This window comes from Alteromonas sp. BMJM2 (assembly GCF_027257845.1).
GTDB lineage: Bacteria > Pseudomonadota > Gammaproteobacteria > Enterobacterales > Alteromonadaceae > Alteromonas.
Window position 1 is genome coordinate 1 of record NZ_JAPVOT010000032.1, and the last position, 21,736, is coordinate 21,736.

Annotated in this window: 22 protein-coding genes and 1 riboswitch; of the genes, 15 read left to right on the plus strand and 7 right to left on the minus strand. The window is 44.2% G+C overall.

Going from position 1 to position 21,736, the window contains the following annotated elements:
- Nucleotides 1-306 precede the first annotated feature (306 nt).
- A complete protein-coding gene (locus tag O9X84_RS18765; RefSeq protein ID WP_269521196.1) occupies nt 307-579 on the plus strand; it encodes a hypothetical protein in 273 nt (90 codons plus the stop codon).
- A 97-nt stretch (nt 580-676) separates the two neighbouring features.
- Here O9X84_RS18765 and O9X84_RS18770 read toward each other — a convergent pair whose 3' ends face one another.
- Nucleotides 677-958 carry a type II toxin-antitoxin system RelE/ParE family toxin gene (locus O9X84_RS18770; RefSeq protein ID WP_269521197.1) on the minus strand — a complete coding sequence of 94 codons (282 nt, stop codon included), beginning with the start codon at nt 956-958 and terminating at the stop codon, nt 677-679.
- Complete coding sequence (locus O9X84_RS18775; RefSeq protein WP_269521198.1) at nt 955-1,239, minus strand: damage-inducible protein J; 285 nt, start codon at nt 1,237-1,239, stop codon at nt 955-957. Before O9X84_RS18775 ends, O9X84_RS18770 begins: the two co-directional genes overlap by 4 nt.
- A gap of 251 nt (nt 1,240-1,490) precedes the next feature.
- On the opposite strand from O9X84_RS18775, the gene O9X84_RS18780 reads away from it, so the two are divergent.
- From O9X84_RS18780 to O9X84_RS18800, 5 genes are all read left to right on the plus strand, one after another.
- Nucleotides 1,491-1,724 (plus strand): ribbon-helix-helix domain-containing protein, encoded by a 234-nt coding sequence (locus O9X84_RS18780; protein ID WP_269521199.1) that lies wholly within the window; start codon nt 1,491-1,493, stop codon nt 1,722-1,724.
- Nucleotides 1,711-1,974, plus strand: a complete 264-nt coding sequence (locus O9X84_RS18785) for a type II toxin-antitoxin system RelE family toxin (protein ID WP_269521200.1) — start codon at nt 1,711-1,713, stop codon at nt 1,972-1,974. Before O9X84_RS18780 ends, O9X84_RS18785 begins: the two co-directional genes overlap by 14 nt.
- Nucleotides 1,975-3,064: 1,090 nt before the next feature.
- On the plus strand, nt 3,065-4,180 hold the full coding sequence (locus O9X84_RS18790; protein WP_269521201.1) for a hypothetical protein: 1,116 nt from the start codon (nt 3,065-3,067) through the stop codon (nt 4,178-4,180).
- Between the two features lie 286 nt (nt 4,181-4,466).
- Nucleotides 4,467-5,978, plus strand: a complete 1,512-nt coding sequence (locus O9X84_RS18795) for a M16 family metallopeptidase (RefSeq protein ID WP_269521202.1) — start codon at nt 4,467-4,469, stop codon at nt 5,976-5,978.
- Between the two features lie 2 nt (nt 5,979-5,980).
- The gene (locus tag O9X84_RS18800; protein WP_269521203.1) at nt 5,981-7,378 is read left to right on the plus strand and encodes a M16 family metallopeptidase; all 1,398 of its coding nucleotides are present in this window, start codon (nt 5,981-5,983) and stop codon (nt 7,376-7,378) included.
- Between the two features lie 86 nt (nt 7,379-7,464).
- Here O9X84_RS18800 and O9X84_RS18805 read toward each other — a convergent pair whose 3' ends face one another.
- The 5 genes from O9X84_RS18805 to O9X84_RS18825 all read right to left on the minus strand — a co-directional run bounded on the left by O9X84_RS18805 (nt 7,465) and on the right by O9X84_RS18825 (nt 11,355).
- A complete protein-coding gene (locus O9X84_RS18805; RefSeq protein WP_269521204.1) occupies nt 7,465-8,211 on the minus strand; it encodes a hypothetical protein in 747 nt (248 codons plus the stop codon).
- 155 nt (nt 8,212-8,366) lie between these two features.
- Nucleotides 8,367-9,188, minus strand: a complete 822-nt coding sequence (locus tag O9X84_RS18810) for a hypothetical protein (protein WP_269521205.1) — start codon at nt 9,186-9,188, stop codon at nt 8,367-8,369.
- 120 nt (nt 9,189-9,308) lie between these two features.
- Entirely contained in the window at nt 9,309-9,605 is a 297-nt protein-coding gene (locus O9X84_RS18815) for a YfcL family protein (RefSeq protein ID WP_269521206.1), read from the minus strand.
- Between the two features lie 44 nt (nt 9,606-9,649).
- Nucleotides 9,650-10,780 (minus strand): ATP-NAD kinase family protein, encoded by a 1,131-nt coding sequence (locus O9X84_RS18820; RefSeq protein ID WP_269521207.1) that lies wholly within the window; start codon nt 10,778-10,780, stop codon nt 9,650-9,652.
- A complete protein-coding gene (locus tag O9X84_RS18825) occupies nt 10,777-11,355 on the minus strand; it encodes an elongation factor P hydroxylase (RefSeq protein ID WP_269521208.1) in 579 nt (192 codons plus the stop codon). The genes O9X84_RS18820 and O9X84_RS18825 overlap by 4 nt, the downstream gene beginning before the upstream one ends.
- 209 nt (nt 11,356-11,564) lie before the next feature.
- Between O9X84_RS18825 and O9X84_RS18830 the strand changes: the two genes are divergently transcribed.
- From O9X84_RS18830 to thiH, 9 genes are all read left to right on the plus strand, one after another.
- Nucleotides 11,565-12,275, plus strand: coding sequence for an FFLEELY motif protein (locus tag O9X84_RS18830; RefSeq protein WP_269521217.1), 711 nt, complete (start codon nt 11,565-11,567; stop codon nt 12,273-12,275).
- A gap of 42 nt (nt 12,276-12,317) precedes the next feature.
- Nucleotides 12,318-12,785, plus strand: coding sequence for an acyl-CoA thioesterase (locus O9X84_RS18835; RefSeq protein WP_269521209.1), 468 nt, complete (start codon nt 12,318-12,320; stop codon nt 12,783-12,785).
- Between the two features lie 92 nt (nt 12,786-12,877).
- On the plus strand, nt 12,878-14,080 hold the full coding sequence (locus tag O9X84_RS18840; RefSeq protein WP_269521210.1) for a retropepsin-like aspartic protease family protein: 1,203 nt from the start codon (nt 12,878-12,880) through the stop codon (nt 14,078-14,080).
- Between the two features lie 274 nt (nt 14,081-14,354).
- Nucleotides 14,355-14,466: riboswitch (TPP riboswitch) on the plus strand.
- A gap of 223 nt (nt 14,467-14,689) precedes the next feature.
- Entirely contained in the window at nt 14,690-16,645 is a 1,956-nt protein-coding gene (gene thiC, locus O9X84_RS18845) for a phosphomethylpyrimidine synthase ThiC (RefSeq protein WP_269521211.1), read from the plus strand.
- Between the two features lie 3 nt (nt 16,646-16,648).
- Nucleotides 16,649-18,283: a thiamine phosphate synthase gene (thiE, locus tag O9X84_RS18850; protein WP_269521212.1), complete on the plus strand. Its 1,635-nt coding sequence runs from the start codon at nt 16,649-16,651 to the stop codon at nt 18,281-18,283.
- Nucleotides 18,273-19,187, plus strand: a complete 915-nt coding sequence (locus O9X84_RS18855) for a HesA/MoeB/ThiF family protein (protein WP_269521213.1) — start codon at nt 18,273-18,275, stop codon at nt 19,185-19,187. Before thiE ends, O9X84_RS18855 begins: the two co-directional genes overlap by 11 nt.
- Nucleotides 19,184-19,513, plus strand: coding sequence for a sulfur carrier protein ThiS (thiS, locus tag O9X84_RS18860; RefSeq protein ID WP_269521214.1), 330 nt, complete (start codon nt 19,184-19,186; stop codon nt 19,511-19,513). Before O9X84_RS18855 ends, thiS begins: the two co-directional genes overlap by 4 nt.
- A gap of 2 nt (nt 19,514-19,515) precedes the next feature.
- Nucleotides 19,516-20,289, plus strand: coding sequence for a thiazole synthase (locus tag O9X84_RS18865; RefSeq protein WP_269521215.1), 774 nt, complete (start codon nt 19,516-19,518; stop codon nt 20,287-20,289).
- Complete coding sequence (gene thiH, locus O9X84_RS18870) at nt 20,290-21,414, plus strand: 2-iminoacetate synthase ThiH (RefSeq protein WP_269521216.1); 1,125 nt, start codon at nt 20,290-20,292, stop codon at nt 21,412-21,414. It abuts the gene before it with no gap.
- The last annotated feature ends 322 nt before the right edge of the window (nt 21,415-21,736 follow it).

The window sequence follows — 21,736 nt, forward strand, 5'->3', positions numbered from 1 at the left end:
ATCGATTCCACAATAGTACGGATGTGTATTAGTATAAAAGTTCATTGAGTTTTCTCCCTTGGTTTGGTCGCCTATTAGGATAAACTTAGTTTATGCTGATAGGGAGGAGGCTCAATGATTATCAAACGCATTAACACTCGCTGCGCTCGCTAGGGACAAAAACACGTAGGCTCCCTTCGCTTCGCTCGGTATTATAGCCTACGTATTTTTGCCCGTTGTGCGGGTGTTATATTCTTAAGAGTAGATTTGACCAAATCGTATCTTAAATTAATTGTCTTAATGGTAGGGTTAAGTCTCAGTGCCTGTATGAGTCAACCCGAGAAACCAACAGATGCCATGGTTCTTTCAAATATTAATGCTTTGGCTATTCAAGCCCAATCATGCTTAGATTCAGAGTATCAAAGAAGTGATAACTGCTTATTATTTACCCATCAATATAAAAACGGTGGATTTGAAAGCATGGAGTTATTCAAAGACAGATTGGCAGTTATTTTTAAAAAAGATCCCGATGAAGGATTAAAAGCTACTGAACAAATTATAATTATAGGAAATGCAGTTGTCTTTTTGGCACGATCATAACAAACCGGTCAAGATCACTCCCTGCGGTCACTGGGACGGATACACGCGGGGCGGCTTCGCCATTATGCCCCACATGTCTGCGCACCTTATTTAAAAGTTAGTTGCCTACAGGAAATTTTTGCTTTTGGTGTAAAACCCGAAGAATGTGAATAATGTCGTCTTTTATGAAATATGAAACAATCATTGAAACCTCTGGAATTATTAACAGCCTTCCCGGTATCCCCTCTCTCTCCAATCCCATAAGAGATTGCTGATTCAAGTTTTCAACTTTTTTCTCTATTATTGCATCAGTTTTTTCTGCTGCTAATGGGTTAAATTCGTATAAAAACTCGAAAATAGCCTCACGATCGTCCAACGAACTTTTTTCCCAAACGATCATTTTTTGGCTTTATTCCTAATTTTCATTTTTCGAGCTTCCATGTCCAAGTTTGCGTCTTCATGACTGACAAACTTACTTTGCCCACTTTCTAATTTATTAAACGCAGCATTAACCTCTTCAGTAAGCCACTGCTCATGGGTAATTATTTTGCGTTGCTGTTCAGCAAGCTCTTCCGTAAGCTCTCTACAAGCGTCACTTAAAGTGCGTCCTTGGCTTTCGGCCATTATCTGAGCTAGCCGTTTAGTTTCTTCATCTACTCTAAACTGAATACGGGTATCCATGATAAACTCCCTATGAAATGTGCTCACAAATGTTAGCACACCTATTGAATTTACGGCAACTATCGAACTCTTTAACTCAGTCGCTGGCGCTGCTTGGGACAAAAACGCGTAGGCTCCCTGCGCTTCGCTTGGTATTGTAGCCTACGTATTTTTGCCCGTTATGCGGGTGTTAGATACTACTGAGCAAAAATTAGCCCCACTGACATCTTAACGCTATAATGTTTTAATGTTACTTAAGTGGAGACTTATACATGAGTACTTTATCAAAACGATCAACCGTCTACTTCGAACCAGCAATTCATAATGCTTTGAAACTGCGGGCAGCATCATCAGATACCTCAATATCAGAACTGATTGATGAAGCAGTAAGACTCCTTTTGAAAGAAGATCAAGAAGATTTGGCTGCGGTAAGACAAAGGGCTAAAGAGCCCGACATTTCCTATGAGGACTTGCTAAACAGTCTGGAAGCTGATGGAAAAATATAGTGTCACTTTCAAGAAATCAGTAGTAAAAGACTTTAGGACAATTCCGAAGTCGGACGGTAAAGAGATCCTCGCCAAAATCGACTTATTAGCTGAAAACCCGCGAAGAGATGGAGCAATTAAGCTTAGCGGACTCGACTTGTATCGTATCCGGCAAGGTCTTTATAGAATTATTTATGAAATCCGAGAAACCGAGCTTGTAGTACAGGTGATAAAAGTCGGGCACCGCTCCGATGTTTATAAACGTACCTAACAAACGACTATGACGTCAAGTTTAAAATTTAAGCTCACTCACTGCGTTCGTGAAGCAGTTACTCATCCGCGCTTTCGCTTTGGGGGCCCTTATTGCTGGGTTTCTAGGGTATATTTTATTCATTCATAGCATCCAATCATCCAATGTTTCTGAAATGCTTATAGCCTCTCAGTCCGTCAGCCTTTTAACTTAAGACAATAAAAAGAATTTGAAGGCCTACCACTGTACAAATTTAGAAACGAGTTTAAGTATATTCGAAGACCTCCAAGGTCTATTTTTATCAAATAAAAAACTTTTCGGAACAGAAGAGCAAACGAATAAATTTATCTTAGAAGTTAAAGAGCAATTGAGTAACGAGGGCGTGTGTACATGCCTAATAAAACGCTTAAGTCTTTCGACAAAAGCGGGCTCACCTTACCTAGTAACGCTGAAATTAACTTCAGACATAGGCAAGGTGTACAAATAAACATTTGGTGGCAATGTAAGTCCACACGTTCCTCGCAATGAACAACGGCGTTTGGGCTTCTAACAAAACATTAAGTCACTCACTTCGTTTGCTGGGACGCTAACACGTGGGCTGCTTCGTATATTAGCCCACGCCCCTGCGCCCCTTGTTTTAAATTTATATGCTCAGGCGTACAGAATTTGGATAATAGTTTTTTTAAAAGGCCCTTGTATACTTTTATCAATAATGCCACAAAACAAAAAAACCAGTGTAAACACTTATAAATGGAATTATTATGACACTAGTACCCTACTCCAACTTAAAGCCTAATAACCTAGGCGCATTATTGTGTATCGCGCGCTACCTAGCCTAGTTGGGATACGTTTTCTTTGGACTCGCTATGGTGTTGTTTCTCGCTGTTACGCTGAATTACTTTTCCCGAAATGAGCCAACTCTGGTCAGAGGAAGCCCTAGGTACAGCTATCAACTTAGCTTGAAGAATAAGTTTGGCCGTGTGATGCACTGGGTTACCCCCTCGATACTGTCCATCACTTTTCGAGACCTTTTATATTGTCTTATCAATTACTTGCCTAAGTCTCAAGAAGCGCTACTATAGGCGCATCAATTTACGATGGCTTTATTTAAATGGACGTTTCTTTACCCTTGCGCAAGTTGCTTACCACTGCGCAACAGTCATTTCAGTATACTTCACGTACTTTTGGCAAGTTTGCTACTCAGCTATTTTATACTTCAATAATAGGTTTGAAGAAACTAGGCAGTTTGCTTTCACACCTTCAATCGTTTTGGAAAAGCTTAACGTTTGCTCAGCTATGTTTTTTAATCTCGTTAGTCATCTTAATAGTAATGGTGTCTCTAGATAGTTTAGAGTTTGTTTACACCACAATACCCAGTTTTATTATTCTGGCCGGACTAACCCATGAATTCTGGCCGCACTTTCTGAAAATATGGGATAGCTTGCAGGGCAAAGCCTTTATTCTTACCTTTTACGCCATAATGGCTAACACCGCTTTGGCTTCGGCCTCTGGTTTGGTCAATGAAGTAACTCGTGTAAGCGCCGAACACTTAACTTATAGCCAAAATGTAGCGCTTATTATCAACATACCCACTTGGTTTATCTTATCTAGCTTTTTAATGCTATTAGCTGTACAGATATTATTTCCTTTGTACCTATTGCTGCTGATAGTCCTCAAGCCATTTGGTATTGATAAAACCTGGCACAAACCGCACTATCGTTTTCCTCTTACTACAGCTGTAATTCGATACATATTGGCAACTTATTTGTTGATATTTTTTCTATTCGGGAGTATCCAATCTGGTTTTTTGAACCAAAGCAGTCCCGTATTAGGCTCTGTTTATGTAGGTTTCATTAATGCTGATGGTGAAGTTGACACTTCGGACAATGCCTCAACTGACTTTGAAGAAGCTAATTTATCGACTCCTTCCTCGGAAGTAAAAAACACGGAACAGGAACAGGAACAGGAAGACGAAGACCATTTTTCTCGCGACGCAATAATAAGAAAAAGTGATGGCATTAAGTTGACGCAAAAAGAAATTTTAGCTGAATTTATTTATTCGTATGAAGCAAACCTATACTCGCGCTGCAAGCACCCTGAAAATACCAGAGTGATAGAGCTCAATGATTACGAAATACTCACTGTGAAAAAATCGGAGACTGCGGATTTAGGCTATGAATTTGAGGTAATTGCCTGTGTTTCTCCCGGTATAAATTCAACGTCGTGACCATCAGTAGATTCACTAAAGCACTACAGCCTTTGCTCCTGTAACCCTATTTTTTATCGGTTTTGCACATGCATTGTAGTTTAACCTGCACCGGTGATATGGCGACATACTCTGTAACTAATTATCATTGACCATAAAAGGTTCGAAGCGCATGCTTAGTATTCAACATCAACGTGTTACCTGTTTTGCTCCTAGCCAAATAGTTATGTGTGGCAGCAAGAGCCTGAATGTAAAGTAAACGTAAAAGCCGGTTAATACGGTAAAGCTAAAAACAAACGAGAATAATATGAAGAAACTATCCTTAATAGCAGCGAGCGTTATGACTATATTGCTAACTGGCTGTAGTGAAGGCCCGAGCAATGCTGAAACATCACCGTCAATGGAAAAGAAAGCGTCTCAAATTGCAAAAGCCAGTGAAAATGTTGATATGGGCGCGTCTTTCAATGTGCCTGTGGAATATTTCACACTAGATAACGGTTTAAAAGTTGTTTTATCTAAAGATAATACCTCTCCAACGGTTACGGTGGCAGTGTACTACAACATTGGGTTTAGAAATGAACCTAAGAACCGCACAGGGTTTGCTCATTTATTTGAGCATATGATGTTTCAGGGGTCTGAGAATTTAGGCAAAATGGAGTTTATACAGCTAGTCAACGACAACGGCGGTGTACTTAATGGCTCTACCCGCTTCGACTATACCAATTACTTTGAAATTATACCTGCGCACAAATTAGAAACCTTCCTATGGGCTGAAGCCGATCGAATGAAAGGCTTAGCCATCACTCAAGAAAATCTCACTAACCAGCAAGGCGTGGTGAAAAACGAAGTTAAAGTGAATGTGTTAAACCAACCTTATGGCGGTTTCCCGTGGTTAGACATGCCTCAGTATGCTTACAACAATTGGTATAATTCACACAACTTCTACGGTGATCTTGCAGACCTCGATGCCGCTAACTTAGAAGATGTCGACTCGTTCTTTAATATGTATTACTCGCCCAATAACGCAGTGTTAGCTGTCGTAGGCGACATTGATGTTGCAGAAGCGAAAGCGATGGTTGAACAATATTTTGCCGCTATTCCGTCGGCCGAGCTTGCGCCACAGCCCGACTTATCGGAACTTCGTCAAGAAAAGGAAAAAGTGTTTAACAAGTACGATAAGCTAGCGCCGAAACCCGCCTATGCCTTTTCTTACAAAATGCCAGAGCGCAATACACCTGAATATTACGCAATGGGCATAATCGACCAAATTCTTGTTCAAGGTGAGGACAGCTTACTTTATCAAGAGTTAGTTAAAGACAAACAAATTACCGGAAGCGTGAGCGGTGGTATTAACCATCTTCTTGGCAATATGTTTAATTACAACGGCCCCATGCTATGGACGAGCTCGTTTACGCACGATGAAAACGTTAGCAGAGATACCATTACAAATGCTATCGATAACGTCGTTAATAAACTGCAAGAACAACCTCTGTCTGATGAAGAAATGTCACGGGCCATTGTGAAAATTCGCTCTAGCCTTTTCGATGCCGTCGATGGTTTTTACGGGTTTGGCCGCGCAGATTTATTGGCAAGTTTTGCATTATTCGATGATGAGCCAAGCAAAATAAATGATATTGAGGCTAATTTTAAAAAGGTAACGCCAGAGCTCATAATGCAAACGGTGAAGGAATACTTGCGTCCTACTAACAGAACCATCTTAACGATAACACCGGGTGAAGCACCCAACGAAGACAATGCAGAAGAGTCTGAGCCACAACCTACCGAAGTAGAGCGCAATAATAACGAGCTAGGAGAGTAACAATGAAGATAACAAAAACAATGACGAAAACACTTCTTGCTACGTCAATTATTGCATTCTGCTCTTTTCAGTCAATAGCAAAAGAAGCTCCTCCCACGGGAGGCGAACCGAAAAATTTCTCATTGCCAGCTACTGAGACAATGACCTTGGACAATGGGCTAAAAGTTACTTTTATTCCCTACGGCACTACGCCAAAAGTCACGCTTCAGCTGAGAACCAATACGGGGAACATTGACGATGGCGAGCATGTTTGGCTTTCAGACATCAGCTATGAAATGCTTAGACAGGGCACTAAAAACAAAACCGCAAAAGAACTAGCTGAAGCAGTTGCCAGTATGGGTGGCGCTATTGATTCATCGGTGGGAATGGACTCGAGTTACTTAGGCATGAGTGTGCTATCGGAATTCGCTGATGATGCTGCAAACGTTATTGCAGATTTAGCACTCAATGCCAACTTTGCGGAATCTGATTTAGAACGGATTAAAAGTGACACTCAACGTCGCTTGTCTGTCTCTAAGTCGAGCCCGGCTTCAATAGCTACAGAAGCTTTTTATAAGTCGATTTATGGCAACCATCCGTATGGAAAGTTCTATCCGACAAGTGAAAGCATCGACGCTATTTCAGCGAAAGATACAGCATCGTTTATTTCAACAAATCTCGTTCCTAACCGAAGCCATTTGTATGTGTCGGGGGTATTTGACAAAAATAAAGTAGCTTCAGCCGTTGAGTCTGCATTTAGTGAATGGAAAAAAGGTGACATACCCGAACGCAAAACCGTCATTACCCAAGCGGGCCCTTCACTGACTATGCTTGAAAGAAAGGAAGCGCCACAATCTACAATTCGTTTGGGCTTAGCGACTATCGCTCCCTCTCACCCTGATTATATGGGCTTAAATGTAATGAACACCCTTCTTGGAGGCGCGTTTTCTAGCCGCATTACATCAAATATTCGAGAAGATAAAGGCTACACTTACTCCCCTAACTCATCGGTGGTAACGCGGGTAGGCAGTGGTTTGTGGTATCAAGGTGCCGACGTCACGGCTGAGGCGACGGGCGCATCGTTGCATGAAATTATCAAAGAGATAAACCTCCTTGCAAAGGAAGCGCCAGGCAAAGAGGAATTGACGGGCATTAAAAATTATATGGCGGGTATCTTTGTGCTTCGTAATTCGTCACGCAGCGCAATAATCTCTCAGTTAGCTTTTATTGAACTTCATGGTTTAGATAAAGGCTACCTCGAAGATTACGTTAAGAACGTTTATGCAGTATCAACTGAAGATATTAGCAATGTTACGAAAAAATATCTGAACGTGGGCAATATGCATTTGACCATTGTTGGCGATACTGAAACTGTGGCACCACAGTTAAAAGAAGTAGAGGCGCTTACCCCCTTTATGTAAACAAACATTTTGCTGATTGGTGGCGCTTACATTAAATGTAAATGTAAGCGCCACTGAGCTTATAGATATTTCCCTTCTCTGTTTACCTATTTTGTTATCAAGCCCAGCTCTGCAAATTTAATACTATCGAGTGAATCAAACTGGATAGCGCAGCCCTGTTCAATCATGGTAAGCCACGCAAAGCGAAGCGCATCCGCTCGCTTCCCTGTCCAAAAATCTTTGGTTTTATTAAGATAGGCAACCACTGGCTTGGTGTGACCATCGCGGTAGATACGGCGGATAAAGGTGAAGTCAGGTCCAAATGATTCCATAACAGCTGAGTTACTCACATCAATTGATGTTAATAGCTCATTGAAAGCCTCTTGATTGCGTCCCTGCCGATAGGCCGCCCACGCCCTGGCTATTCCAACAAAATGCGCTTCTATACTAAAATTATCAAATACATTACCGGCTATTTGCTGATCTCTGCTTAAGCGTTCGCCGTGCTGGAACATAATATCTATCTTGGCGTTTACGGTTTGTACCGACTCAAATTGAGCGCTGTAAATAAGGTGTCGGCTTAAATCCCCTATCACTTGATACGGATTGCTATTCGCTTGGCTGCTTCGCTCATAGTCTCGTTGAGTACGGTTCAACATTCGCTTGTTTTTGCGTTCAAAATAGTCAAGCCGCTCTTCAACAAACTGTTTGTATTTAGGGTCGTTACAGCCTGTTGCGCGCGACTCTGCCTGCTCTTTTTCAAAGAATGCGAGTGCAGGCCCACTAAACACCAGTGCGACTGCACTTATCAATGGGACAATAGAGCAAAATTGCGTAAACGAGCGCAGTGACATTAACTTACCTTTTGAATAATTATTAAGGCGTGTGAACTTTACTACATACTCAAAATACGTATAGATTGATCTACTTGGCAGCTCGTTCTACAGGACGGATGGCAAGAAAAAGCCCCGCATAGCGAGGCTTTAGAAAGAAATAGAATTCGTGAGGCCTAAAATCTAAATGTACCTAATAGCGTTAATGAGCCTAGTGTGCCTTCATCGGTATCAACACCAGCACCAAAGCGAATTGACGAATGCGCATTAAACCAATAGTTAGTGCCCAACTCTATGACGTTTTCAGAACCAAAGCGATCATTGTTCTCGTGTATTGCCATAACACCTACACTCCAGTTGGCTTTGAAGTAGTAATCAGCATCGACTTCTAATGTAAGCTCATCATCAAAGTGCGTACCTTTAAGCTTGATATCCCAACCAGGTTTGAAGCTTGAAGGATTGAAACCGAAGCTTGTGTAGCGAGCGAATACACTGGCACTGAATTCAGAATCACCAAAACGTTGCACATCGCTTCCACCATCAAAAGCTCTGAAGGTTTCATCAAGATCGTAAAAATCGACGCCCGCTCCCACTTCCCAATTTTCAGAAACAAACTTTGAAACATCAACGCCAAAGCGCTGTAGGGTTGCATCGTAGAATCTGTTGTCGTCAGTCGTTCTACCGTAACGGCCTCTTACCACTAAATCGTCTTGTGAAAACCATTCTCCAGTAACATTAAACTGATCGACGTTATCAATACCGAAATAGTCTACCGATACATTGTTGCTGCGCTGAAGGTATGGGCTTATTGCGTAAGCCTGCTCGCCGATATTTACCGTATCAAAATAATGACGGTAGCTGGCACCAATGAAATTATCATCTGCATCTCTGACATCAGAGAAACCAATGCTGACTTCATCGTTAATTGGCGTAGTTTCGGCAAATACGGTAGGAGTAGCTAGAGCAAGGGCGCAAAGGGCTGCACGTGTAACAAACATAATAAATCCTTTTTATATTGCTAGCACCGTTATCTTTTCGATGCTTCTAAAAAACGAGAGCACAATATAATAGATATTATCTGAACACAAGATGAATAAATGCGGTAATTGTTGCTTAATTTACAATGCATTAAATAGGCGAGACCATAATGCATTTACTCGTTTTGCATCGTTTTTTTCAAGCTCATTATTTGCAAACGCACGCTCTAAGCTTGTCGTCATGTTGTCATCAAGCTGGTTCATGGTTGCGTTTTCTTTCATTTCTAATTGGCGAGACTCTACTGCAAAATGCCCCTGCAGATAACTTGCGATAAACAGCTCATCATCATCTCCATGATTGACAACATCATCTAGTGCAGCCTCTATTTTTGCGATTTTTTCTACCACGTCTTGTGGTGCAGCAGCAGGTGGTAACACTCTCTTCTCCTTTGTTATTGCTTAGTTCGTTTTTACAATTCGTTTTACAGGGCGTTGTATAACACTTTGTCTTTATAGCCGGTGATAATAGTAAACGCACCAGCAAGTTCCTCATCTAATTGTGGGTCGCCAGAGTCTAACCGAAGGGGCTTGCCCTCTAGCGCTTGAACCTTTTGTTTGGTTGCCACAACTATCATGTTTTCTTTGCCCAACTGGCGAATAAAAGCAGGGCTTAACTGCTGATTGCCTCGCCCGAGAATGTGTCCCTGACCGCCAATAACGGTAAGCACTACTTTGCTAGGCTTGTTACGGGTTAACTCTACTAGTTCTGAAGCGGTTACATCATTGGCAACAAGCTCTCCGTTTTTGATGACATCGACACCAAGCAACGTGTTGTCTAGCCCTAAATACTCCATTACCGAGCCAACGGTTGAGCCAGAGCCCATCACAAAAAAGGTGTCTGGTTCGTCTTCCATAATTTCCGATACGAAGGCAGAGATATCATCAAGCACCAAAGCCTCGTCTTCCTTGCCTCCCATTTTTACTGCTTGAACGTAAGTCAGTTCGGCGGGAACTCGCATTTCACCGTAATGCTTGGCAATGACTTTACCGCCTCTAAAGGCGTCTTCGTCTATGTCGCGCACCTCTGCGTCCATGACACTGACTAACTCTCCAGCAATCATTTGGCTCACTACCTGCCCTGCAGCTGCTGGAGAAACGCAATAAACACCAGAGTGAATTTTACATCCAGCGGGAACGCCTAGCACCGGAATAGCCTCGCCTACAACGCGACAAATATTGCGAGCGGTTCCATCACCACCGGCGAATAACAACAAATCGACACCGGCTTCTACCATTGCACGAGCTGCATTTTCTGAATCTTCCCCCTCGGTCTGAGCTTCAGGGGCGTGATAAATAACCTCGCAAGGAATTCCCAAAGAGGCACAAACGCTTTCACCCATTTCGCCCGATGCCGTAAGCACCGTAAATTGCCCAGAGAGCGCGTCTAAAATACTCAGCGCTTTAGCCATTTTTTCATTGGCTTTTTTCTCGGCACCCATGGCAAGGGCCTTTTCTCTTATTTGAGCGCCATCACTACCCTTTAATGCAAGCGCGCCGCCTATGCCCGCAAAGGGGTTTACAATAATTCCTAGCCGAAAACTTGGGGGGCTCATGCGGCGTCATCTCCAATGCATTTAGTTGATGAAGTGTCGTTGTTTTTGTCAACGGAAAACGTGGTGGCGAGCGCCGAAATAAATCGCTGGGCTCGATGGGGAAAACCAGCTTGCCTGTAGTGCGCTAACTGCGCGGCAACGTTTGCGGTAAACCCCTCTCGGTCAGGTTCGGCCCCATTAAGATTATCGGTGCTTACCTGAAACTGCCTTCCCGCAGCCTCAGTAAACGCCCACTCAATAGCCTGGGGCTTTATTTCTACCTTTTCAAAGTCGAGCTGCTGCTGTGTATCTCTGCCATCTGGACAGTACCAATACCCGTAATCTTCTAACAGCCTGCGTTTGTCACCCGCAATACACCAGTGCGCCACTTCGTGCAGTGCGCTAGAAAAAAAGCCGTTTGCAAAAACAATTTGGTGGTAGCTGCAATGCTTACTCGCGGGCAGGTAAATGGGTTCATCACTCCCAAGCACTAATCGCGTGTTGAAGTCGGCAAAGGTGTTATTGAACAACGCGATAAGCGTTGGCACATCGGTGTCTATTTCGCTTAATTCGTTGTGGTGGACAGAGGTATTCATTTCAACTCACGCTTACTTCTTATGGCTTAGAGGGAATATCTCAAAGCTTTGATGAACTTTTGACTGTAAAGAATGCGTACTTTGAGTACGCGTTTGATTTTGCGAGATTATACCAGTAAAGAAATGACTTCTCACTTGAAAGCTAGACGCGCATGAGTCAATCTACGTTTACAACATTAACCGCCCTCTTTGACGATGGAGTGAGAATTTTGGCGCAAGAGATCATTAAACATATTCATCGAGTAAATGCTCAGCGAGACTTGGCAAGCAAACTCAACCTAATGGCGCTCATCCATCAACTTCAAGACTGGCAATGTCAGCGGCTTTTAGTGTCTCATGATGATCTTGCGAAACAGCAGCGCTATCAAAAAGCGATGGCTTTTTTCGTAGAGGAGCTTTACGGCCCTAAAGATTTTAGCCAGAGAGACGCCGATTTGGTAAGAGTTATCCCTAAACTTGCCAAAGTGCTCCCCGAAAAAGCAATGAACGCCATGAACGACGCACTGTCGTTAAATGCGCTGTCTTTCGATTTAGACATGGAAATGGCGCAATATTTAAATAAACATTTTGCGACACAACCGATTAACCGTGATTCTTACGCGCAAGCCTACAGAAGCGTAGGTCGAAAAGATGACCGAGAAAGCCAAATCACCATAATTTCACACCTTGGCGATCAACTAGCCGATGTCATCAAGGTTCGAGGAATTGGTATGTTAATTTCCATGTCTCGACGGCCTGCCAAAATGGCTGGGCTACTGGCGCTACACGAATTTTTAGACCGAGGGTTCAACGCATTTAAAGCAATAGGTGATGTTCAAAGCTTCATACAGCCGGTGTTAGAACGCGAAACCAGGCTAATGCAAATATTACTGAGTGAAAACACCACACTACCAGAAGATAACCCGCTGCCAGTGGTTTAAGCCGAATAGATAGCAAGCCTATGAACATGAAAGGAAAATAGCGTGACAGAGCATACGTTAAACTGGATGTATGATGCTCCATTTATTCAACATTGGCATATTGATGAAACTCACATCGACCACTACAAGCATGTGAATAACGTGGCCTACGTGTCGCAGTTAGAAAAGCTAGCCTGGGCCCATTCCAATGCGCTTGGCTTGCAATTTGCTGATTATCAATCACTGAATAGAGGCATGGTGATTAAGCGGCATGAACTCAACTATCACCTTCCTGCTCACCTAGGCGATACCTTGGAATGCGCAACCTGGATAGTGAAATGCGATAAGCGCCTTACTCTTACTCGTCAGTTTCAATTTATTTGCCCTGTACGTAATAAAACGGTATTCGATGCGCTAACCACGTTTGTTTGCGTTAGCCTTGATGCTGGAGTGCCTAAGCGAATGCCCGCTCAATTTATTGATGCTTATTACGCTGCCTGTATATCAACTGGCGACATTGCAAAACCCTAATTTGTTAACCCAGACACGCAACTTGCGAACTATTAAATATGAAACAAAATGATATTTACCTTCATCGCACCATTTTCTATAGGCTGAGTTAAATGAACCGCATGCTGCTGATAACACTGTTGCTGGTGCTCGCCGCTTCACTAATGCTTAATGTTTATCTTTGGCAGCGCTTTTCAAATTCTCCACAGTCGAGTCAGAATGCGTTAAATCAAAACCTTGCAGCGCAAAACGATGATGCTAGCTCGCCTAACAGTTTGCGCTCTGAAGAGGCGTATAAACGCAGTGGTAGCAATAGTATCGACGGTGCCAGAAACATAGATGATAGAAAAATAGATACTAGGAGCAGAGATGGCGCATCGATAAAAGAAATGCGCTCACTGTCAGAGCTCAATGCGTTACTACACAGTGGTGATATGGCCGCACTGGCCGCGTCCCTCAACAGACAGCTGAAAATATCGCCGTTAAGTGAGCCCTTATTGCTGTTAGAGGCAGAGCTTATAAGACAAACCAAGCCGTTACCTACTGCACTACTTAACTATTATGATTTGGCAGATTTGCCCCTATCAAATACAGCGTTAATTGAAATAAACGAAAAGATTCGAACCTTGTATCAGCAAGCTCAGCAGCAACTTAGTCGCAGTCATCAGTGGGAGCTGGTAGCAAAGCTTAACGAACCACTTTTTCAGCGCGTGCCAGATAACAAAACGTTCACCGTTAACTTAGCAACCGCGTACGCCCATCAGTTAAAAGTTACCCTAATGGAAGATGTATTAGCAGCCCTTCCCTTTAACGACCCCGACGCGCAAGCTATTCGAGATATAGCGTCTGATCAGCAGATAGCAGCTAATGAACCAGACTCTGATACTACTGGCGAACCCCAGCTTCAAGACCCGTTTTTAGAGGAAGATAACAACGTGCGCGTGAAGCTAGAACGCATTGGTAATTCATATTACGTTAACGCTGTGGCGCTTAACCAGCGAGCGTTTATGATCCTCGATACCGGTGCAAGCACAACGGCAATTTCATCTAATTTATATGCCCGTTTAGGCAAGATGAAAAACCTAAGCTTTATTGGTATTTTCAATGTTCAAACGGCTTCTGGAAGTGTTGAAGCCCCCCTCGTACGAATTCCAGAATTTAGGTTTGCTGGTTACACGTTTAAGAATATTTCTGCCATTGTATTGCCCGAAGAAGCACTGCCTGATGCAGATGGACTCTTGGGGATGAACATTCTCGGTGAGTTTGATTTCTCAATACTGCCAAAAGAAGATGTGCTTATTCTTAATAAGCGTTAAGTCGCGCTATTGAGCACTGTTATTTTTAGTGCAGATGGCTTTATTTAAGATGACTTAATTGAAATCAGCTTTATTTAAAAGAAATTTAATCACGCTGCAGAACAGCCCCACCGAACATGAAAAAAACATTAAATAACATGAGCTTGAAAAAACTCAACGAGATCTCGGCTCTCCATTTTTGCCTGTAAATTTCAAAAACCAACCTCACTATGACACTTAGTGCATTAACACAGTGCTTGTAATCGTCTCTGATGTGATCATATAGTAATGGAACAATCACTTGTCGGAGTGCTTCACTGGAGATCCAGTAAGCTGAGACTGCGAAAGCAGGATCCGTAGAACCTGATCAGGCTAATACCTGCGAAGGGAACAAGAGAAAATGTTGGTTTTGTATACAACCATTTTGCATAAAATCACTGTTTTTAGAATAAACATATTATGTAAATTCGGTTCGTAAACAAACTCGGTACGCAAAATTATGGCTCTCAAAGGCTGTCGCCCAAAGCGATTACATTGAGTGCTAATTAATTGTACTTTCTTCGCCTTCATTTTCCTTTTCACTCCTGACAAGCATTTTACTTAACGCCAACTGAAGAAGGCCAAAATGCTATGTCGACACGACGCGAACAGCGCCAACAAGCGCAACAATTTATCAATGAATTAGCCGGTGAGGCTTACCCAAACTCTACTCGTCATTATGAGATAGGAAGTAGCAATGATATTAAAGTTGCTATGCGCCTTATCCACCAGCATGACAGTTTAATTGGTGGTACAGAAGAAAACCCACTTTTAGAACCTAACCCTCCTATTCCTGTTTATGATACCTCAGGGCCTTATGGCGACCCGCATGAAACCATTGATGTACGCACAGGTTTGCCTGCCTTGCGCACGCCATGGATAGAGAGCCGCGCCGACACTCAAGAGCTCACTGGCGTAACGTCGTCATTCGCCAAAGAACGAGAAGCGGATTTATTTACTGAGGATTTTAGGTTTGTTCGCACTGCAAAGCCTAAAAAGGCGAAAGCCCAAAAGAACGTAACGCAACTGCACTATGCTCGCAGAGGCATTATCACGCCCGAGATGGAATACATCGCCATTCGGGAGAACATGGGCAGACAATCGATAAAGCATGCAGAGCTATCTCAGCAACACGCTGGCGAAAGCTTTGGCGCTCACCTACCCGACGCAATTACCCCAGAGTTTGTTCGCCAAGAAGTGGCGGCTGGCCGGGCAATCATTCCCTGTAACATCAATCATCCCGAACTAGAGCCAATGATTATTGGGCGCAACTTCTTAGTGAAAATTAACGCCAATATTGGTAACTCAGCAGTGACTTCTTCCATTGAAGAAGAAGTGGAAAAGTTAGTGTGGTCTACCCGATGGGGCGCCGACACCATTATGGATTTATCCACGGGCCGAAACATTCATGAAACCCGTGAATGGCTGTTGAGAAACAGCCCAGTGCCGTTAGGTACTGTGCCCATTTATCAGGCACTCGAAAAAGTGAACGGTGTGGCCGAAGACCTAGATTGGGCAATTTTCAAAGACACACTTATTGAACAAGCCGAGCAAGGGGTGGATTACTTCACTATTCATGCAGGGGTGTTGCTTGAATACGTGCCGCTTACGGCCAACCGCGTTACGGGCATTGTCTCTCGGGGTGGTTCAATTATGGCAAAGTGGTGTTTAAGCCATCACAAAGAAAGCTTTTTGTACGAATACTTTCGCGAGATTTGTGAAATTTGCGCTCAATACGACGTATCACTTTCCTTAGGCGATGGCCTTCGCCCTGGCAGCGTTGCCGATGCCAATGATAAAGCCCAGTTTGCCGAGCTTCATACTCTTGGTGAACTGACCAAAATTGCATGGGAATACGATGTTCAGGTGATGATTGAGGGCCCAGGTCATGTACCAATGCACATGATTAAAGCGAATATGGAAGAGCAGCTTACCCATTGCCACGAAGCGCCATTTTACACCCTTGGCCCCTTAACGACCGACATTGCTCCGGGGTACGATCACATTACTTCAGGCATAGGCGCAGCAATGATTGGCTGGTATGGCTGCGCAATGCTTTGCTATGTAACGCCTAAAGAACATTTGGGCTTACCTAACAAAGAAGACGTGAAGCAAGGGCTTATCACTTACAAAATAGCGGCCCACGCAGCTGATTTAGCGAAAGGCCACCCAGGAGCTCAAATTCGGGACAATGCCATGTCTAAAGCCCGCTTTGAATTTAGATGGGAAGATCAGTTTAACCTTGCCCTCGACCCTCACACCGCTCGTGCGTATCACGATGAAACATTGCCCCAAGCATCGGGTAAGGTGGCTCACTTTTGTTCTATGTGCGGCCCTAAATTTTGCAGTATGAAAATATCTCAAGAGGTGCGGCAAGTAGCGAAAGAATCAGCAAAAGAGCAAGCCGAAGAGGCTGAGCAAAAGACAATCAAACAAGAAGCACTGGAAGTACTACAAGAAAAAACGCAAGGAATGCAAGATATGGCGAAAGCGTTTAATGAGAGCGGCGCCGAGTTGTATCACCGTGCTGATAAAACAGTAGGCTAACCCATGAGTGAACGAGAAACAGCCTGCTCTCCAATAGTATGGTGTGTGGGCGGCACAGACTCTAGTGGAGGCGCGGGGGTTACCCGCGACCTTGCTACACTTGCCGACTTGGATGTGCATGGCTGCGCCATTATCACACTGGTTTCGGCGCAGTCACACAGCGCTATGATTAGCAGTAAAGCTATGCAGACATCGTTAATTAATGAGCAATGGCAGGTATTAGCGGCTGAAGCATTACCTTTATGTATAAAAATTGGCGCTATCGCAAACGATGGGCAGGCTAACATTCTGAGCACTCGTATTGAGATGCTAAAAAACCCGCGACCATTTATTGTGTGGGATCCCGTGTTGTTTAGCTCATCAAAAGGCCCCTTAAGTAACCTGAACAAGGACGCAATAAAACAGCTGCTTAGTGTTGTAGATTTAGTCACGCCCAACACACATGAATTAACAAGCCTTGCTGGTATTTTCATCGATAGTGGATTTGACAATGAACGTGAAATTAAAAGCGAAATTAAAAGTAATAGCGATGTTCGACATGCGGCACATACGCTCATAAATAGCGGTGTAAAAGGTGTTTTAGTGAAAGGTGGCCACGCACTGTGGCAGCCTGATGCCACCGATTTTTATTTCACCGAAAGTGAAGAAACGGCCTTTTCTCAACCGCGAGTTCACCGCAGCGACCTGCGGGGAACGGGATGCATGCAAGCCAGTGCCCTCACGGCGTTTGTAGCAAAGGGCTATAGCATTAATGATGCGCTCACCCTTGCCAATGCCTATGTAAAAAATGTTCGAGATATATCGTCGTCATCCGATACGCAAAGCTTGCCGACACCTATTCGGCAAAGTGTGCCCCATGTTCCTAAGTTGGTAGGTTTTCCTGTAAATAGAGATGCCTTTCCAACGGTAAGTTTTATAAAGCACGGCCCTTTCACACCAGATGACGGGTGTCAAACTGATAGCGACGTGTTTGATAAACATCATCATGAAAGGCACAACAAGCCGTTCTTGCCATTATCACAAACTAAGCGTGGTATTTATCCGGTGGTTGATAGCGCTGACTGGATAGAGACGCTTCTGCCAACAGGGGTTGAAACTATTCAACTGCGGATTAAAGAAGAGATTAGCCCGTGGGATCAAAAACGTATTTCCAATGAGATACAACGGGCAGTGGCACTGACGAAAGGCACATCATGTCAGCTTTTTATCAACGATCATTGGCAGCTAGCCATTGAGCATGGTGCATTTGGTGTCCACCTTGGTCAGGAAGATCTTTTTACCGCAGACATCGATGCAATAAGAAATGCCGGGCTGCGCCTAGGCGTGTCTACCCATGGATATGCTGAGATTCAGCGAGTAAAATCACTGGCGCCTTCCTATATTGCCTTAGGTCATATTTTTGCCACCAAAACGAAAGACATGCCATCACAACCACAAGGCATTGACCGACTGAAGCGCTATGTCGAGTTGTGTGGCGATATTCCTACAGTGGCGATTGGCGGCATTAACAAAAACCGCTGTAAAGCAGTAGCCGACACAGGGGTTACACACATTGCAGTAGTAACCGCAATCACCGAAGCTCACTGCCCAACAACGGCTTACTACCACCTTGGTAAGGAGGCTGGCCTTGCTGAATAAAGACGATATTAGGCGCTATAGCCGACAGCTTTTATTGAACGAAATTGATGAGGAGGGCCAGTCAAACCTTCGTAGTGCTCATGCTGTGGTAATAGGGCTTGGTGGTTTAGGTACGTTGGCATCGCGATTTTTAGTCGGTGCAGGTGTTGGCAATATCACTCTAATAGATGGCGACATTGTAGAAGTAAGCAACTTACAGCGCCAAGTAACTTACAATGAGACTCACTTGGGTGACTTAAAAGCCAAAGCGCTTAGCAACGAACTGCATAAAGTGGACCCAAGCATCCATATCACGTCGAAAAGTCTGTTTGCTTGTAAGCGCAATCTTCAAAAGCTTATCGGTAGTGCTACCTGCGTGCTTGACTGTACCGACTCTGTTGCTATCAGAAAGGATATTAACGCCGCCTGCATTGCCGCGAAGAAACCATTATTCATTGCGGCCGCCAGTGGGTTGTCTTGGCAAGCGATAAATTTACCCTGTCATTCCTTTCTTGCTTCGGCACATCAGTTAGCCCCTAGCTCGCATTGTACTAGCGAGAATCATCATAGTAGCGAGACTGATTATTCTAGTGGTACTGATTACTCTAGCCAGACAGATCATGCCGACCACGTTAATCAGCAATGCCAGCCCCCTAACGTTAGCAGCAAAGTCGATGCCCCCTGCGGTTGTTATGACTGCCTAGTGGCACAGCTAAATGTAACTCAAGACTGCCGAAGTCAGGGCGTTTTAGGCCCTGTTGTGGGGATTGCCGCCTGCCATCAAGCCACACAGGCCCTACTTTTTTTAGCCAAAAGGCACACGGCAACCATTCAGTGGGGACGCTATATCGTGGGCAATGCCATTGATGCCAGCGTTCAATCCTTTCACTTACCTCCCTCACCAGATTGCAAGGTATGCCAATGAATTCAATGTGCAACAAAGACAACCAAACCAACACTATCGTGACTCATGACGTTAAAAGAGACAACAAAAACGACTATGGAAGAACCGGTGAAATAAACAGTGACAAAAAAGGTGAAAATACAACAATCACCATAATAGTAAATGGCGAGGGAAAAACCTGTAGTAGCCCTATATCCATTGATGAGCTCGCACATTCTTATGCCACACACATGGAGGGCACAGCCATTGCCTACAATCGTTCTATTTTAAGCAAGTCTCAATGGCCCCTCACCCACCTTCAAGACGGCGACCATATCGATATATTTACCCTAGTGGCCGGAGGATAGGCATGTTTACACTCGCAAATAATGAGTTTTCTTCGAGATTACTCACGGGCTCAGGCAAATTCAGTAATGCCAATACGATGCATGATGCGGTTTTTGCATCAGGCAGCGACATAGTCACTCTAGCCATGAAGCGCGTGGCCTTTAATGCAGGGGGCGCTACCAATGATGAAACACTGACCCTGTTGCGAAAGCTTGGTGTTACCTTACTGCCTAATACATCGGGGGCTAAAACTGCCGAAGAAGCCGTTTTTGCCGCTGAGCTTGCCTTTGAGGCCATTGGCAGTCAGTGGGTAAAGCTGGAAATTCACCCTGACCAACGCTATTTGCTCCCCGACCCAATCGAAACATTGAAGGCGGCAGAGACTCTGGTTAAAAAAGGCTTTAACGTGCTGCCTTATTGCGGCGCTGACCCGGTGCTGTGTAAGCGGCTAGAAGAGGTTGGCTGCGCAGCGGTTATGCCATTAGGTGCGCCTATTGGCAGTAATCAAGGGCTACAAACAAAACCCTTTCTTCGCATTATTGTTGAGCAGGCAAAAGTGCCGGTTATTGTTGATGCCGGTATAGGCAAGCCCAGCGACGCAATGGCGGCCATGGAGATGGGAGTAGATGCGGTATTAGTGAATACTGCCATTGCCACCGCAAATAAGCCTATTGCCATGGCAGCTGCTTTTAAATGTGCGGTTGAAACTGGACGTAAGGCGTTTGAAGCGGGCTTAGGTGCTTCGCAAGAACGCAGTATTGCTACCAGCCCTTTAACCTCGTTTTTGGAGTTGTAAATGGACGTAGCCCGACAATTATTGCAGCAAGATTTAGCTCATATCGCCTTATCGCTTAATGCTAAAACGGCAAAAGATGTGGAGCGCGCGCTCACTAAGCACACCCTTGATGTCGATGACTTTATGGCGCTAATCTCTCACGCCGCGCTGCCCTATTTAGAAGACATGGCCGCACTGTCGCAACAGTGCACTCGCCATCGATTTGGCAATACCATGAGCTTGTTCGTGCCTCTGTATCTGTCTAACTTATGTGCCAATGAGTGCACGTACTGCGGCTTTACCATGAGCAATAAGATAAAGCGCACCACCCTTGATATCAATGAGATACAAAACGAAATAAGTGCCATTAAGCATATGGGTTTCGACAATGTATTGCTGGTAACAGGTGAACACGAAACTAAGGTGGGTGTTCACTATTTTGAGCGTGTACTTAAGGCAATACGGCATAATGTAAGTTACCTCATGATGGAGGTGCAGCCGCTAAAGCTTGATGATTATGCCAAGCTAAAAGCGCTGGGTTTAGACGCGGTATTGGTTTATCAAGAGACCTATTCGCCGCAGCACTACGCTAAATATCACCAGCGAGGCAAAAAGCAGGATTTTTTGTGGCGACTAGAAACCACCGATCGCCTTGGTAAAGCAGGCATCGACAAAATTGGTATTGGTGCGCTACTTGGCTTAGGAGATTGGCGTGTAGACAGCGTAATGACAGCACTCCATGGCCAGCTGCTACAGCAACACTATTGGCGAAGTCGTGTTTCAATTTCGTTTCCTCGCCTAAGGCGCTGCGAAGGCGGCGCAAACCAGCTGCAAAACGCTCAACTGCCAGACGAAAAGCAGCTACTTCAACTAATCTGTGCGCACCGATTATTTAACCCTCAGGCCGAACTGTCGTTATCAACTCGTGAATCGGCAAGGTTTAGAGACGGCGCGCTTTCATTAGGTATAACCAGTATGTCAGCGGCATCGCAAACTCAGCCCGGAGGCTACAGCCAACCCACTGAGGCCCTAAGCCAATTTGATATTGATGATAACCGGCCTGTAGAACAAGTCGTTAATTCAATTACAAAGCAAGGACTAGACGCGGTATACAAAGACTGGCTTGCATTCTCATCTATCGCTTAGTGATGCTTAGCTGTGACAAACCCGTTATACGAAGAAAGCTATATGCGAAAGCTTTTGATGACAGCGCTTTATGAAAGCTGTTTAGAAAGGCTTTTGATGTAGAGGCTTGCAATAGAGGCTCAAAACAAACACGGGCAGCAGCCATTTAAGTATTTCAGGACGAGACAACAAGCAATAAAAAAGGAGCCAAACATTATGAAGTGACCCCCAATAGTTGGACTATCCAATTACTGGGGGTCTTTTTATGTCCAAACATCACAGAGCATTTAAGTTAAAGCTAGCGCGACTAGCGCAAGAAGAGAGTTCAGGAGTCTTAGGTTCA

What these genes read in the sequence shown, in the direction of transcription:
- O9X84_RS18765 (WP_269521196.1), top strand. Translation starts at nt 307, where the DNA reads ATGAGTCAACCCGAGAAACCAACAGATGCCATGGTTCTTTCAAATATT.
- O9X84_RS18770 (WP_269521197.1), bottom strand. Translation starts at nt 958, where the DNA reads ATGATCGTTTGGGAAAAAAGTTCGTTGGACGATCGTGAGGCTATTTTC.
- O9X84_RS18775 (WP_269521198.1), bottom strand. Translation starts at nt 1,239, where the DNA reads ATGGATACCCGTATTCAGTTTAGAGTAGATGAAGAAACTAAACGGCTA.
- O9X84_RS18780 (WP_269521199.1), top strand. Translation starts at nt 1,491, where the DNA reads ATGAGTACTTTATCAAAACGATCAACCGTCTACTTCGAACCAGCAATT.
- O9X84_RS18785 (WP_269521200.1), top strand. Translation starts at nt 1,711, where the DNA reads ATGGAAAAATATAGTGTCACTTTCAAGAAATCAGTAGTAAAAGACTTT.
- O9X84_RS18790 (WP_269521201.1), top strand. Translation starts at nt 3,065, where the DNA reads ATGGACGTTTCTTTACCCTTGCGCAAGTTGCTTACCACTGCGCAACAG.
- O9X84_RS18795 (WP_269521202.1), top strand. Translation starts at nt 4,467, where the DNA reads ATGAAGAAACTATCCTTAATAGCAGCGAGCGTTATGACTATATTGCTA.
- O9X84_RS18800 (WP_269521203.1), top strand. Translation starts at nt 5,981, where the DNA reads ATGAAGATAACAAAAACAATGACGAAAACACTTCTTGCTACGTCAATT.
- O9X84_RS18805 (WP_269521204.1), bottom strand. Translation starts at nt 8,211, where the DNA reads ATGTCACTGCGCTCGTTTACGCAATTTTGCTCTATTGTCCCATTGATA.
- O9X84_RS18810 (WP_269521205.1), bottom strand. Translation starts at nt 9,188, where the DNA reads ATGTTTGTTACACGTGCAGCCCTTTGCGCCCTTGCTCTAGCTACTCCT.
- O9X84_RS18820 (WP_269521207.1), bottom strand. Translation starts at nt 10,780, where the DNA reads ATGAGCCCCCCAAGTTTTCGGCTAGGAATTATTGTAAACCCCTTTGCG.
- O9X84_RS18825 (WP_269521208.1), bottom strand. Translation starts at nt 11,355, where the DNA reads ATGAATACCTCTGTCCACCACAACGAATTAAGCGAAATAGACACCGAT.
- O9X84_RS18840 (WP_269521210.1), top strand. Translation starts at nt 12,878, where the DNA reads ATGAACCGCATGCTGCTGATAACACTGTTGCTGGTGCTCGCCGCTTCA.
- thiC (WP_269521211.1), top strand. Translation starts at nt 14,690, where the DNA reads ATGTCGACACGACGCGAACAGCGCCAACAAGCGCAACAATTTATCAAT.
- thiE (WP_269521212.1), top strand. Translation starts at nt 16,649, where the DNA reads ATGAGTGAACGAGAAACAGCCTGCTCTCCAATAGTATGGTGTGTGGGC.
- thiS (WP_269521214.1), top strand. Translation starts at nt 19,184, where the DNA reads ATGAATTCAATGTGCAACAAAGACAACCAAACCAACACTATCGTGACT.
- O9X84_RS18865 (WP_269521215.1), top strand. Translation starts at nt 19,516, where the DNA reads ATGTTTACACTCGCAAATAATGAGTTTTCTTCGAGATTACTCACGGGC.
- thiH (WP_269521216.1), top strand. Translation starts at nt 20,290, where the DNA reads ATGGACGTAGCCCGACAATTATTGCAGCAAGATTTAGCTCATATCGCC.